We start from the raw sequence: 14,905 nt of genomic DNA, 5'->3' as shown, positions 1-14,905 counted from the left end.
TTTATTTTAGATTAATTCGTTAGGAATTCGTACCTGGACTGTTGCTCCCCTGCCCAGTTCATTGAAAAATAATATGGTTGCCTTATCATGATATAACAAACTTAATCTTTGTTTAACATTCCAAATGCCCATTCGCTCCCCTTCCTCATTTGTCAATGATTTGTCTTCTCTCAAACTGCATAAAACATCCTCTGGGAAACCTTCTCCTGTATCCTGAATTTTAATGTTTAAATACTTAGGGTCATCGTCTTTCATTACCACTATGAAAATATCAAGAGGATCATCAAGATTAAAGGCATGTTTAATTGAATTTTCGACAATGGTTTGTATGACAAGTGGAGGAATCTTGCATTTTGAAAATTCTAGTGGTGACTCTATGTAATATTTAAAGGATTCAGGAAATCGTAGTTGTTGAATTTTCAAATAATTATCTGTATGCTTTAGTTCATCTTCTAAGCAAACAAAATAGGAATTACTGCGACACATAAACCGAAAGTAATTGGCCAGACATTTAGCCATCTCTTGAATAACTGCAAAATCCTTAACTGTCGCCAGGTTATAAATAATATTTAATGAATTAAGGAAAAAGTGCGGGTTGATCTGCAGCTGCAAATGCTTTAATTCTGCTTTTTGTAAATTTAACTTTTCTTCATATACATTTATTTTTAAATCCTTAATCTCAGAGACCATATGGTTGAAGGTGCCATTCATCACCCGAAACTCAGTCGAATTCCGATTAGCAGGAAGACGAATATCCAAATCTCCTTTTCGCAGTTTCTTCATGGCGGAGACAATTCGATTGATAGGTTGTAGAAAAACTTTTCTCATAATAAAAATAAAAAATAGTAAGAACAGTACAGCTAATAAAGTAATTAACGACGAAATTCTTTGTAAAAATGGAAGTTTCTCTAGGATTTCTTTCTCGGGAATCAATGCTGCAAGATAAAAATTAGCTTGTGATGATTTTTTCTTCATTAATACAAACCGATCATTTTCCCCAGTTATGACATACTTTTTTTGTTTAATCGTTAAATCTATTTTTTCCTTCTTAATAAAGGTCTTATTAGTAATGGGTTCTAAGTTGGAAGTTGCCAGCAAGGCTCTTCCTGTATCTCCAAAATCAATATATTTAAACGGTGTAATAAGTTTGTCCATATTCACCCAGGCGCCAACATATACTCCATCAACGTTATAAAATTGAATCAAATAATAATCTTTTGCCCCTTTCCAGATATTCCATCTCCCTTCACTAAGCTCCTCTGGGTGTTTCTCTAGTAACTGATAAATTTCATCTCTTGCCTCATAACGCTCAAAATAATTATCTGAAGAATTTTGTGTAAATAATAAATCCTTATAGGCCTCCGAATAGATAAAAATAGAATCGATTGAGGTGTATAAATAAGACTGATTGGTAATCGTATTAAATAAACGTATTTTTGCTTCTTCATATTCATTGGGATCTAAGGCATCATTATATTGAAGATAATACAAATCTGTATTGTTCTGAGTCATTTGAAAGATGTATTTTCCAGCACCGTCTAACCCTTTATCAATTTGGTCCATATAAATATTCAGCATATTTTTATTTGATTGGGCTACCTGACTCCTAATCACTTCCACTGCATAATAGTTATTTACAATATGGACAACGATTAGTGGGCCGATAATTAAAAATACACTTAAAAAGAGTTTAAACAGTAACGAATTAATAATTGGCTTTATCGTCCGCATAGATAGCCCTCCTGATGTAATCCCTTACAAACTACTAAATTATATTATACATGATTTATTTTTTAAATAATGAAAAAACTTTAAATAAATTGTCATCAAATTCATTCAAAAGTCCTATATTGATTACCCTTGAGGCGCTTTTTCTCATGCTTAGTAATCAATAGCTTCCATTGACTACCCTCAGCGCGCCTTTTTCTTTTGCTCAGTCATCAATAACGTCCATTGACTACCCTCAGCACTCTTTTTTCTTTTGCTCGGTCGTCAATAGCGTCTATTGACTACCCTCGGCGCTCTTTTTTTCTCTTGCTCAGTCATCAATAACGTCCATTGACTACCCTCAGCACTCTTTTTTCTTTTGCTCGATCGTCAATAGCGTCTATTGATTACCCTCGGCGCTCTTTTTTCTTTTGCTCGGTCGTCAATAGCGTCTATTGTCTACCTTCGGCGCTCTTTTTTCTTTTGCTCGGTCGTCAATAGCGTCGTATACTTAAAACCTGCTAGTAAAGCAAAAAGCCTTGAGCATTCACTCAAGACTCGTGTTAAAGTATTATTTTATTAGACTTATAGTGATCCATAAATAACGGATCTTAGTCTTGGCTGCTGATAATCTTCAAAGTTTGGGAGCATTTGCTGCATATAAACAGCTGAAAGTTTTTCTTTAGGACAAATAGTTACCCATGTTCCTGACATCCCGTTCCAGCCAAATTCACCAACAGGACTGTTGCTGCCAGACGTTGGTGGATCTATCATGACCTGCACTCCAAGACCATAGCCGTAACCTGCCAGGCGATTCCAATTAAAATCTGAGGAATTTTGTGAGTTTAAATGATTTGTTGACATTAGTTGGATTGTATTTCTTCCTATAATTCGATTACCATTCAATTCTCCTCCACTGGCTAACATATGGGCAAATTGGCTATAATCACCTAGAGTAGAGAAAAGCCCTCCACCTCCGCTCTCAAAACTTGTATCAACTTTCGGAAACATATCTAAGGTTTTAATTAGCTTACCTTCTTCATTTCGGATATAAAAGTTGGAAAGATGCTCTTTTTTCTCTTCAGGCAGATTAAAATATGTGTTATTCATTGATAAAGGTTTAAAGATTTCCTCATTTAGAAATTGACCAAGCGTTTTTCCAGATATGACCTCTATTAAAGCACCTAAAACATCGTGACTATATCCATACTTCCATGCCGTTCCGGGATCAAATGCTAGCGGAATAGTACTTAGTGCTTTAGAAAGGGCTTGAATATAGGTTTCTTTAGTAAAGTCCTCTTGGCTATTTAATTGTTCTTCTACTTCCCTTACCCGAATTTCCTGTTCCATTGTTCCCCAGCTATAACTTAGCCCTGATGTCATTGTGAACAGATCCTTGACCCTAATTTGTGTCGACGCAGGCGAAATTTCCTGTTTTCCTTCTTTACTGGTCCGATAGACCTGAGGACTTTTAAATTCGGGCAAATATTCCTCAAGCGGATCATTCAGCAAAAACTTTCCTCGTTCGTATAAAATTAAAGCTGCAGTACATGTAACGATCTTTGTCATAGAGTGGATTCGAAAAATCGTATCAGATGTAATTGGTTTTTGCGTTTCCAAATCCGCATAGCCAATGTACTCTTCAAATACCTTTTCCCCATCGTGCATTACAGCACAAGAACAGCCCACAGGCCCCTTCTCTACAAAACTTTTCAATAATGGTCGTAAGTTTTGATATGACAACATCTATCTTTCCAACTCCTCTATTAACTTTTATTTTATTATGAATGGTATTAGTAGACTTATAGAAAAAGAGAACTGGAGTAAAATCCAGCTCCCTAACCATCAAAAATTATTTATTTTTCTTCCACTTATCATATTGCTTTTGTTTCTCAGCGATGATTTTCTCCAAACCTGCTTGTTTCAGCTTTTTATTGAATTCTGGTAAGCTCTTATTGGGATCTAATGTACCTGATTCAATCCCTACTTTATATTGATTAAGTACGTTTGTTGCTGCGGCGATTTCTGTTTTTACTGGATCTGGATTAAATGTAAAACCAAAAGCTGGAGAGAAGATAGCAGAGTCGTTGTGCTTCTTAAAAATTTCCCAATAATTTGGCGGGTTTCCTTCCCAAGGATAGGTTAGGAAATTATTTCCAATTTCCCATTGTCCAAAAACATATTTAGATTCTTTAACACCATCCGGTAATTTAATAGTTCCATCTGATTTAACTACGTAATGCTTCCCTTCAATACCATTTGCAATTAAATTCATAATGTCTTTGTCAGTGTAAAGTAAGTTCATAAGCTCCATTGCTTTTTCTGGATTTTGGCTGTTTCTCGCAATGGACATCCCAAAGGATGTAGCAGAATCAGTGTAAGAGTAAACATCTGTAAATCTAACAGCTACCATTTCATGCTCTGTGATTCCTTGTTCCTGTACTTCAAAACCTGGCTTCATATGAGAAAAGTAACCAAACCCTTTTCCTGCTTTTACGATATTAGCTGCTGCTTCTTGTGATGTTGCAGCATCCTTCATGACATACCCTGCTTTGAACCATTTTCTTGTTAATGCTACTGAATCCTTATAATCTGGATCTTCAAACATATTGATAAATTTTTTGTCTTTAAAAGACATGACGCCCAAGCCATCACCAAGAACATCATACTTTCCGCCATTTAAGACGCTTGTCGTTGTGATGGCACCTGTATTAACAATTGGGGCTAAAGTTGGTTCTTTTTCTTTGACAACTTTAAACACCTTCTCTAAATCCGAAAAGGATTTTACCTGAGAAAGGTCAATGTTATATTTATCCACAATGTCCGTTCTCATAACAAAACCATAATCGACGCCCCAGTCTCTTGCACTTGGGACTGCATAGAGTTTCCCGTTCACTCTGTCTCCTTCAAGAAGCGTTTTAGGCACTGCTTCTAAAATCCCTTTACCGTATTTCTCCAGAAGTTCATCTAACGGAAGATATTGCCCCTTGACAGCAGATGTATTATAGCCAAAGAATGATGAGGATACGATTAAGTCGAGTTTTTCATTTCCTGTCAGCAGCAGGTTAGATTGCTGCGACCAAGCGGAGCCGTTAATTGGCATTAGTTTAACGGTTGCATTGATCTTTTTCTTGGTAATTTTATTGATTTCCTTTTGAACCAATGGCAAATCGTCAATTTTTGTAAAGGCTAGGTATGCCATTGTCAGTTGATACGGTTCGCCTTTTCCATTAGAATCACCTTTACTAGCAGTGCCGCTTTGCTTCGAGGAACATCCGGTCAGAATTAAAAAAGCTGACATTATGACCACGATAAATCTGACAAAAAATTTACCCTTACCCATTGTTTTCCCCCTTATTTTTGATTTTGATCACGCACATTGGAAACGCTATCAAAATATTTTTTAAGAATTTGATATGATCTCCTTCTTACCTTCATTTTAAAAGAGAATACAAAGATAGACTTACTAAAAAAGCGACTTATCATTTTCAATTTTCCGACTTTTCTACCGAATACCGGCTTTTCTTATGGATTATTATCACTCATTAAAGTTTCTCACCTGTCTCAATTACCGTATAATCCAAGTATTTTTCAACATTGTGATAAACATCATCCCAAGAACTGCTGCATCTTGAGCTGTTTGATTTCCAATTGTTTTGCCAGTCTTTCTGTTGCTCTTACGGCTGCCAAAGGGTTGGCTGCCCCCATATTGGTGATACTCTTTACATTCTTTTCAATACATAAAGGGAGTATCTTTTCCATACGGTACTCTAGTAGTTTCTTTATATCCTTTTGTTGGATCGAGGAGTTTTTGCTATTGTGCAAGTGAGATGGTCCTTTCTGCTAGACATTCGAAAATAATATAGTCCCAGTTTCCCTTTTTAAGCTGGTTCAATCCGATCTCCAGCATATCCGGCTCCGGAACCTGTTCTTATCTTTTTCAAGTTAAAAAACCTCCAAAAAACAGGTTAACCCGAAAAATTGAACTTTTTTCAAGCGTCCAAATTTCGGGCCTCATTTATCACATTTGTCTTTGTCGATTACGCAAATCACGCCATTGTATCAGTTGTATATTCTCTGAACGCAGTAGTTCCTGGATTTCTTCATCCCGAAATATTTCAAATTCAAACCACCTCATTGGCCAAGTTTCCGTGATGCCTTTTAATTCACTGGTATCCAGGGACGGATGGAAGACTAATTCCGTTACACCTGGTTTTAATGAGCGAATACAGTTAATCGCTGCCTCTTTTGTGATTTGATAGGCTGGTTCTTTTCCTTCAGGTGCAAAAAAAGGTAACATTTCAATATGATCTGGCAATTGTATCCCCTTTTTGTCTGCAAGAGTGACAATTTCCTCATGATTTGTCTGGGTTCTGAACGAGTGACCTTGTTTGGCATATCTTAATGGCAATTGATACCTTTCGCAAAGGTCTAACAGAATGTCCATGACATGGTGCATACTTCCCATGTGATTATCAATGTTGGTGGGGTCTAGCCCTGATTTAAGCGCAAACTCTATCTGAGCGATTGCTTCTTCCCTAAGCTGGTCAGGGTCAGCCTGCTTTAAAGCAGTAGCGGTATCTGCAGGAAAATACCCATTTTTGTCCACCAGAGTATTCATATTTGAACTAAGCGGTCCCCATTTATAGGCATTCCATTCAGATGTATGGGTTAGATGGATTCCAACGTCCATCGAAGGATTCTTTTTAATAAGATGGATGGCTTCCAATGTCCAAGGACATGTCATCATGAGACTAGCGGAGGTAATCGCTCCTTCCGTAAATAGCGTATTGATAGCTTCATTTGTTGAATGACACATTCCAAAATCATCAGCATTGAGAATTAAAAAACGTTCATTTGACATTTTTTCTACACCTACCTTACATTGGCAAGTTTTTCTTGCTTAAAGACCCATTCAATCATTTCTTTATTTTCGTAAGCTGGTACCCACGAACCATGGTTATATTTGAATTCAGCTGGATATTCGGTGTAAATTGGATTTCCCCCAGCATTTCGAATAGCCTCAATTATATTTTGAGAATAAGATACCGGAATGACGCTGTCATCCACAGCATGAAATTCCCATATTGGTTTATTTCCGAGTAAATAAGCCTTTTCTGGATCACCACCGCCCGCGATTGGTACCATCGCAGCAAACAAATCCGGATACTTCATATTTAAATTGTACGTACCAAAGCCCCCCTGGGACAATCCTGTTGAGTATAAGCGGTTACTGTCAATATTATAATTATTTCTAACATGCTGCAGGATTTCATAGGCCGTCCCAAGGTCTGTAGAAAACTCAAAAACTCGACTTAAATTGATATTATTATCGGAATCCCGAGTTATTCCAAATCCACCATCAGGTACGTTTCGAGCTTGTGGAGCTAATACAAAGGCCTGATGTTTAGCTTGATTTTCAGGTGCAGCCCAAATAACTGCACCATCATTAGCAGTAATCTGCTTTACATTATCCGTTCCACGTTCCCCGCCGCCATGTAAAAATAGTACTAGTGGATAAGATTTATTTGGGTCGTAATTCTCAGGTACATAAAGACGATATGGCATTGAGTTATAAGTTAATTTTAAAAATTTATCAGCAATGGACTCTCTTGTTACAAATGTATAAGTCAAATCAACCACCTCACTATTTGTCTTTCCATTGGTAACTTCTAATACGCTGCTATTAACGTTCCCCCTTATAGCAATTGCCTTTATGACCGTATTTTGGCTTATAGTAATTGGTTCAGTATATAAGAGGCTTTGTTTTGTTGGAATGCTTCCATCAAGCGTATAGTAAATACTAACACCTGGTGTAACAGAACCTAATTCAATAGTTTGTGATTTATAGTATTCTCCTGGTGGCAAAGAGGGAGTTGGAGCGGCAACTTTCCCTCTATTATCAGTATCCTTTGCAAAGGCTGTGATAGTATATGATGGAAAAATAAGTAAAGCTAACATTAGTAAACCAATTAATTTTCTTAATCTTCTATTTTTCATTTGTCTTCCTTTCCCCCTTATAAAACTTTTTAATGCACTTTCTGGGATCGAAGTTATAGATAATTAGTTTTAAAGTTTTTTGTAACTGTAACTGTAATTGTAACTGTAATTTTAATTGTAATTTTATTTGTTTTTTTGATATTTTTCGGTTCTTTCATCCTGAATCTTGCCAGACCAATTTAGACCAAAGGTAAAGTCATATTTATTTCCCTCAGTGTCCACGTGACATTCCATGTCGTGAGCCACATCTTCCAATTGTTCTTCGACTGTTTTAATGCTGGCAGGCATTTGCATTGGCAGAAGACCTGAGGGTTCAGTACCGCCTGTTAAAATCTCAAAAATCGCTTGATCTTGTACTCCGAAATTCGCAAGAATAACATCAACATTACCTTCAAATTCTTCGACAACCGTCGGGTTTGATAACAAAATCGAAACTACTACCGGTTTGCCTTTCATTATTTCAACTGTATCTAACACCATATCCAAATCGGTTGTATTACTTGGTACCACCGTTTTCCCTTTGTAAGATCGGTTTAAAACGTCACCCGGACGCGCATCACCTGCAAGACTTTTTTCGCGGGCAAAATTCGCCGTATAAGATTTATACTGAAGGCTGATTGGTACATACCCATTACCTCCTTCTTTCACATCCTCATGGCTATAACCTGTTCCTGATTTTGGTGTACTGATAAAAACCAGACCAAAATCTGCTTCATCTGGGTTATCTGTCACCTTGAAATATTTCTTTGCCACTTCGACACTAACTGGATATTCGTATTTTTCAGGTGTTGGATTACCAAACCAATCTTTGCCGGCAGGCGTAAATCTTTTAGGAATATATGCTGCCTTGCCCTTACTTAATGGCAGTATTTGATTCTTGTTTTTCAACATAACAATAGACTTTAGCTGCACATCATATCCTTCCTGCATATACTCTGGTTTCCCAACCTCTTGGACAGTTTTTTCTACTTTTAGATAAGGGTTTTCAAAAAGACCTAAACGAAAGATATTTTTTAATAGACGTACTGCCGATTCTTCAAAGCGTTGTCGCATAAACGCTTCACCATGTTCAGCAACGCCCATTTGGTACGCTTCCAAAATCGGGCCAGCTTCATTATTTCCTCCGAATTGATCGACTCCGGCCATAATTAATTTGTAATGTCGTTCTGAAACGGACAGTTCTTCGACACCCCATGGCTTCCCGCCGACAAATGTATCAATATTCTCCGGTTCATCGGCAGTAATGATCCAATCCGTGCAAACAACACCATCATAACCATATCTGTTTCGAAGCAACTCATTAATTAAGTAAGAGTTATAAGAATTACCGATATTTTCCCCATTAACCGGATCTTGATCAACTGATATGGTATAATAAGGCATAACAGCAGAAGCCATCTTTGTTTTACCAGGTAAGTTAAAGGCACCTTCTGTAAATGGAATTAAATGTTCTGCAAAATTACCACCTGGATAAACGGCATACTTACCATATCCATAGTGGGCATCTCTTCCGCTTTCGCCAGAGCCGCCCCCGGGCCAATGTTTTACCATTGCGTTGACGCTGTCGTAACCCTAGCCTTCGGCAATTTCTTTATCACCCGATGAATCCTGAAACCCGACCACATACGCACGAGCCATATCTGCAGATAGCTGTGAATCTTCCCCAAAGGTTCCATTAAAACGGAACCAGCGTGGATCGGTTGCAATATCAATTTGGGGAGAAAGAGCAGTTGTAATCCCTAATGCCCGATACTCCTTTGAGGCAATTTCCCCAAATTTTTCTGCTATTTCTGGATTAAATGTAGCTGCAAGCCCCAGCGGCTCAGGCCACATGGAAATTTTACCGCCTGCTCCTGCATTAAATTCGGTACTCGAATCTGAACCATGTCGTGGGTCTGAGCTATTGTTTGCTGGGATGCCAAGCCCTGTTCCTTCTGCAAATGCCTGAATATTGTTATTCCAGCGCGCAGCCGTTTCAGGATTTTCTAAAGTTGTTACAAGGATATGTCTCAAATTATCTTTAAATAGAAACTCGATTTGTTCATCGGTTAAGTCCCATGGCTTTACACCACTTTCTTCGTAAGATTTGCCTCCATATGTACCAGCAAACCAGCCCTTACTCCCTGCCGGTACGGCTTGATGCCTGCTGTATAGCATGAGTCCGGCAATTTGCTCAATTGTCATTTTAGATGCAAGGTCCTTTGCTCTTTCTTCAGGAGTTAACCTCCAGTCCTCATATTTATCTATTTTTCCGTCTTTGTTTAAATCCTAAAAAAAATATCCATCTTTTTGGATAATGGTAACCCCAGAGGTTTCTGAATAACCTAACGTTGGTCCATCATTATTTTCAATATATTTAATCTGGTCTTCAGTATTAATTAACGCTTTATGATCATTCATTCAAAATCCTCCCAACTATATTGTTATTTCAACTAAGAATAACTTTCATAATGACGAAGGGCGCTGTGGCTGGACAATTCTTAAAGTCGAAATTTTTTTCTTATTTTCTCAGAAAAGGAGGATTTCAATATCCCCCATTTCTTTTTTTTACACTTTGGTTAGAATTCGATTGTTTTTCCTGTCTTTGCCGAGGTATAGATTGCCTCTAAAATTTGTGTGACAACTAATGCTTGTTCCGGTTTAACTAGTGGCTCTGTATCATGAATAATGCAATCGAGCCACTGTCTCGCCTCTTTTACACCAGGTTCTTCCGCACCGGCATCAAAATAGGCAATCCCCCCGCCAGTCGCTGGTTTGGTTTCCACCAACTTACCGTATTTCGCGCTATTGAAAACTAGCTCACTTGTAGGTGACTTTGGTAATGCCTTCATTTCTGCGCCACCCTCAGTACCACATAACGAAGTCATCGCCTCACGAACATCCGTGGTATTTAGTGCCCACGCACATTCTAGAATGATTGTGGCTCCGTTTTGCATCTTAATAAATCCAAAAGCAGAATCCTCTACTTTAAATGTTTCCGGGTCCCATGGACCGAATAAATTACCTTCATGTTTATCTGCAAGCTTATAGAAAACTGATCCTGTTACAGATTGCGGTTTGTAATTGTCCATACACCAAAGAGTCAAATCCAATGCATGAGTACCAATATCAATTAGAGGTCCTCCCCCTTGTTGTTCTACATCTAGAAATACACCCCATGTAGGAACAGCTCTTCTTCGTATGGCATGTGCCTTTGCGAAATAAATATCGCCGAATTCACCTTCTCTTGAGGCCTTGTACAATACTTCTGAATCATCCCGAAAACGGTTTTGGTAGCCTATTGTCAGTTTCTTGCCTGTCCGATTAGCTGCATCAATCATTTCCTGGGCTTCTTTAGAATTAATGGCCATTGGCTTTTCACACATAACATGCTTTCCCGCTTCTAGTGCATCAATAGTAATAAAGGAGTGTTGCAAATTTGGAGTAAGTACATGCACAACATCAATCGAGTCATCCTGTAATAGCTCTTTATAATTGCTATAAACTTTTGCTTGTTCGGTGCCAAATTGCTGTGCTGCTGTAACGGCTCTTTCCTCAACCACGTCACAAAAGGCAGTCATTTCTCCTAAGTGACTTAACTTTGCCAATGAGGGCATATGCTTTTGATTAGCAATTCCACCACAGCCGATAATACCAATTTTCAACTTCTTGGACATATGAAAAACACTCCTCTTGAATTATTTTTTGATAAATCCTTGCACATAGTTCTCCATCACTTTTAAATCGTCCGCAATGCTTGTAAATTTATTTCCAAGCTGTCCTTCGTTTTCCACAATGGCATAACGGATATATCCTAATTCATTCAGCGTTTGATATGTTTCTTGAAAATGAACAATACCAGTACCGAGATTAACGAAATCGTTTGGCTTCACAATTTCTGTATATAATTTCATCGTATCTTGGTTATCCTCTTGGCTTAAAGCGGCAAATATGTTAACCGGATTGACATGTTTACCTAAATCCTTTTGATGGATTATGTCACAGCGATTACCCAATTTTTCAAGCAATGAAATCGGATCATATCCACCTCTCATCACCCAAACAAGGTCAAGTTCAAATTTTACGTTCTCTGAATCTGTATTTTCGACTAGAAGTTCAAATAAGGAGGTTTCTCCAATTCTCTTAAACTCATGTGCATGATTATGATAATAAAAGCTTAACCCCGCTTCCTTACACTTCTTTCCTAATTGATTAAGCTGTTCTGCTGTTCTAAGGGTGTCCTCACGTCCGGATATGAACGCCATTGGGAAAACAATTGACTGACATCCAAGTAATGCATTTTCTTCAATAATCTTATCCCAATCGGCATCAAGCAGCGCCTTGCCTGGAGCAACACCTTCATGTGCTGCAAATGCTTTTAATCCCAAGTCGTCAAACTTTTGTTTTATTAAAGGAAGGGAAAAGGTATCAGTAAACCGTTCACCCGTAGCAAAATTAGCAGAAATCAACTCTACATTTTTGTAACCTATTTCAGCTACCTTTTCTAAGGTACCGAAATAATCTTCGTTTAACTCTCTGAACACTGAAAATAGATTTAATCCAATTTCCATCACGTAACTTCCCCATTTCTTTTTTATTTGTAAACTCAGATCTCGAAAGTTTCTTAATTCACTATTAATTCACAGCTCCAAATCCTTGCTATAATTGTTTTTTTAAAAATTAACAAACTAATTCAAAAGACGCTTCTTTCACAACTTTCGAGTTGGAACCAATGTAAACTTTGAACTCTCCTGCCTCCGCTTGATACCTCATGTCAGCAGTATAATATTTCAAATCCTCTTCGGTAATTGTGAAAATTACATCCTTACTTTCACCAGGATGTAAATCAACCTTTTTAAATCCTTTGAGTTCTTTAACTGGGCGTACAACACTGCCGTAGAGATCCTGAATATAAAGCTGAACCACCTCCTCCCCTGGCATGGATCCAGTATTCGTGACGGTGACACTAACATTTATTTTTTCTGTCTTTGTCAGTTGATTCTTATCGATTTTCATTTCCGAATAGGTAAAGGTTGTATAGCTTAAGCCGTAACCAAAAGGGTAAAGAGGCTCGTTTGGTCCATCAAGATATTTGGATATAAATTTCTCATGCTGATTTTTCTTCGTTAACGGTCTTCCTGTATTAAAGTGGTTATAATAAACTGGAACCTGCCCGGTTTGGATAGGGAAACTCATCGTTAGCTTTCCTGAAGGATTATAATCTCCAACTAGTACATCAGTAATGGCATGTCCTGCTTCCGATCCTAAGAACCATGTTTCAACAATGGCATCTACATTTTTATCAAACCATTCTAGGACCAGTGGACGTCCATTTGTTAAGACAAGCACAGTAGGCTTACCCAATTTGATCATTTCTTCAGTTAATTTTCTTTGGGCTTCAGGTAATTCTATATCCATCCTAGAGGCAGCTTCCCCAGACATCACACTGTTTTCTCCCAACGCCAAAATGATTACATCTGCCTGTTTTGCCTGCTGAAGAGCTTCTTCTATTCCACCTTCCATTTCGCTATCGACTCTACAACCTTCTGCAAATAAAAGATTACTTTGGTTGACGAATTTTGATTTCAGACCTTCGATCAAAGTAACTGTTTTATCGCTATACCTGGAGAACTGCCAAGGACCTAATAAATCTTTATTATTAGCAAATGGTCCTATTACAGCAATTTTTCCTTTTTCTTTTTTTAAAGGAAGCACCCCATTATTTTTTAACAGGACGATTGATTTTTGGGCCAGCTCCCGGCTTGCCTGCAAATGTTCCTTACAGAAATGATATTCCATTTCTTTATCTGGTCTTATATAGCGGAATGGATCGTCCATGATTCCAATTTTAAATTTATAAGTAAGAATCCTTTTTACCGCATCATCCAATTGACTTTCTAGTATTCTTCCTTCCTCAATTAATTCAGGCAGATACTGTAAATAAGAAGTAGAGACCATTTCAATATCCATAGTGGCATCAACTGCCATTTTTGCCGCTTCCTTACTGTCCTTGGCAGCTCCATGAACAGCAATTTCATCGACAGAACCGTAATCGGAAATCAGGATCCCTTCAAAACCTAGTTCTTCTCTTAACAAATCTTTCAACAATCCTTTATTGCCGGCTACAGGGATTCCTTGATAAATATTAAACGCATTCATTACCGAACCTGCTCCAGCCTCTAATCCTGCCTTAAATGGCGGGAGATAAACATTTCTTAATGTTCCCTGAGAAATGTCCACGGTATTATAATCCCGGCCGCCTTCTGCTGCACCATAGGCAATAAAGTGCTTCAAGCAAGCAATAATTGTTTCCTCACTAAAGAGGCTATCCCCTTGAAATCCCTCTACCTGAGCTTTTGCAATTAAAGATCCTAAGTACGGGTCTTCACCTGCGCCTTCAACCACTCTTCCCCATCTGGCATCCCTTGTGATGTCCACCATCGGGCCATGATTATATGTAATTCCTGATGCAGACGCTTCTTTGGCTGAAATGGCACACGCCCTTTTGATTCCTTCCAAATCCCAGCTTGATGCCCAGGCTAATGGAACAGGAAAAATCGTTTGATAGCCATGAATAATATCAGCATTAAATAGTAAAGGGATTCCTAATCGTGATTTTTCTACAGCAATTTTTTGTAATTCAAACACTCTATTAATATCAAATGCTCCTAAAATGGAACCAGCTCTTCCGTCCTCTACCAATTTCTCTGGGGGATCTGCTTCAATATCTCTACCAAAGGAGAAATTAGAAGCCATACATTGACTCATTTGTCCAACCTTTTCTAAAACTGTCATCCTAGCAACTAGTTGATTAACTTTTTCTTGGATTTCTTCATTAGTTCTTTCAACTATATTTTCAGAGTTTCGGTATTTTTCCACTTCCATTAATAAGGCCTCTGATATGGAATCACCCTCTCCCTTTTGCCCCTTAATTTGCAGCTCGCCAAATGAGTGAAGGTTCATGCGGCCTGTAAATGTTTCTTCAGAAAAGGTAAAGTTAATTTCAACCTTTTCCTCGGATAAAAGTTTAAACCTGCCTGCAGCCTGAAGGACATCTCCTTCAACTGTTACTAGATTAAATTCAAAGTTTAATGGAATCGGCTCAGTTTTGACTTGTAAGCAATAAGCATTGTCTATTTTTTCGATTATAAAAACAACCTTCATTTTAGCCAGTGGAGTTTCCAAAATGGTATTCCATGTCCCTATCATGCTACGTCCT

Annotated in this window: 9 protein-coding genes and 1 pseudogene; all 10 read right to left on the bottom strand. The window is 38.0% G+C overall.

The features are described 5' to 3' along the window. Positions 1 to 6 precede the first annotated feature (6 nt). The 10 genes and pseudogenes from M3226_RS08890 to M3226_RS08845 all read right to left on the bottom strand — a co-directional run bounded on the left by M3226_RS08890 (position 7) and on the right by M3226_RS08845 (position 14,895). The gene (locus tag M3226_RS08890; protein WP_251564477.1) at positions 7 to 1,731 is read right to left on the bottom strand and encodes a sensor histidine kinase; all 1,725 of its coding nucleotides are present in this window, start codon (positions 1,729 to 1,731) and stop codon (positions 7 to 9) included. Positions 1,732 to 2,292: 561 nt separating this feature from the next. Further along, complete coding sequence (locus M3226_RS08885; RefSeq protein ID WP_251564476.1) at positions 2,293 to 3,453, bottom strand: serine hydrolase domain-containing protein; 1,161 nt, start codon at positions 3,451 to 3,453, stop codon at positions 2,293 to 2,295. A 106-nt stretch (positions 3,454 to 3,559) separates the two neighbouring features. Further along, complete coding sequence (locus tag M3226_RS08880) at positions 3,560 to 5,050, bottom strand: ABC transporter substrate-binding protein (protein ID WP_251564475.1); 1,491 nt, start codon at positions 5,048 to 5,050, stop codon at positions 3,560 to 3,562. A gap of 266 nt (positions 5,051 to 5,316) precedes the next feature. Next, positions 5,317 to 5,532, bottom strand: coding sequence for an acyclic terpene utilization AtuA family protein (locus M3226_RS08875; RefSeq protein ID WP_285857773.1), 216 nt, complete (start codon positions 5,530 to 5,532; stop codon positions 5,317 to 5,319). A gap of 196 nt (positions 5,533 to 5,728) precedes the next feature. Further along, positions 5,729 to 6,571, bottom strand: a complete 843-nt coding sequence (locus M3226_RS08870; protein ID WP_251564471.1) for a polysaccharide deacetylase family protein — start codon at positions 6,569 to 6,571, stop codon at positions 5,729 to 5,731. Positions 6,572 to 6,582: 11 nt separating this feature from the next. Then, positions 6,583 to 7,707 carry a chitobiase/beta-hexosaminidase C-terminal domain-containing protein gene (locus tag M3226_RS08865; RefSeq protein WP_251564469.1) on the bottom strand — a complete coding sequence of 375 codons (1,125 nt, stop codon included), beginning with the start codon at positions 7,705 to 7,707 and terminating at the stop codon, positions 6,583 to 6,585. Between the two features lie 123 nt (positions 7,708 to 7,830). After that, positions 7,831 to 10,107, bottom strand: a pseudogene (locus tag M3226_RS08860) (glycoside hydrolase family 3 N-terminal domain-containing protein). 158 nt (positions 10,108 to 10,265) lie between these two features. Further along, the gene (locus M3226_RS08855; protein WP_251564466.1) at positions 10,266 to 11,363 is read right to left on the bottom strand and encodes a Gfo/Idh/MocA family protein; all 1,098 of its coding nucleotides are present in this window, start codon (positions 11,361 to 11,363) and stop codon (positions 10,266 to 10,268) included. Positions 11,364 to 11,384: 21 nt separating this feature from the next. Continuing rightward, positions 11,385 to 12,257: a sugar phosphate isomerase/epimerase family protein gene (locus M3226_RS08850; RefSeq protein WP_251564464.1), complete on the bottom strand. Its 873-nt coding sequence runs from the start codon at positions 12,255 to 12,257 to the stop codon at positions 11,385 to 11,387. Positions 12,258 to 12,366: 109 nt separating this feature from the next. Next, positions 12,367 to 14,895 carry a glycoside hydrolase family 3 N-terminal domain-containing protein gene (locus M3226_RS08845; RefSeq protein WP_251564463.1) on the bottom strand — a complete coding sequence of 843 codons (2,529 nt, stop codon included), beginning with the start codon at positions 14,893 to 14,895 and terminating at the stop codon, positions 12,367 to 12,369. Between the last annotated feature and the right edge of the window lie 10 nt (positions 14,896 to 14,905).

It is taken from the genome of Neobacillus cucumis, assembly GCF_023715505.1.
Note: the sequence above shows the minus strand (reverse complement) of the source record. Positions and strands in the feature narration are given on the sequence as shown.

What these genes read in the sequence shown, in the direction of transcription:
- M3226_RS08845 (WP_251564463.1), bottom strand. Translation starts at nt 14,895, where the DNA reads ATGATAGGGACATGGAATACCATTTTGGAAACTCCACTGGCTAAAATG.
- M3226_RS08870 (WP_251564471.1), bottom strand. Translation starts at nt 6,571, where the DNA reads ATGTCAAATGAACGTTTTTTAATTCTCAATGCTGATGATTTTGGAATG.
- M3226_RS08890 (WP_251564477.1), bottom strand. Translation starts at nt 1,731, where the DNA reads ATGCGGACGATAAAGCCAATTATTAATTCGTTACTGTTTAAACTCTTT.
- M3226_RS08850 (WP_251564464.1), bottom strand. Translation starts at nt 12,257, where the DNA reads ATGGAAATTGGATTAAATCTATTTTCAGTGTTCAGAGAGTTAAACGAA.
- M3226_RS08880 (WP_251564475.1), bottom strand. Translation starts at nt 5,050, where the DNA reads ATGGGTAAGGGTAAATTTTTTGTCAGATTTATCGTGGTCATAATGTCA.
- M3226_RS08865 (WP_251564469.1), bottom strand. Translation starts at nt 7,707, where the DNA reads ATGAAAAATAGAAGATTAAGAAAATTAATTGGTTTACTAATGTTAGCT.
- M3226_RS08885 (WP_251564476.1), bottom strand. Translation starts at nt 3,453, where the DNA reads ATGTTGTCATATCAAAACTTACGACCATTATTGAAAAGTTTTGTAGAG.
- M3226_RS08855 (WP_251564466.1), bottom strand. Translation starts at nt 11,363, where the DNA reads ATGTCCAAGAAGTTGAAAATTGGTATTATCGGCTGTGGTGGAATTGCT.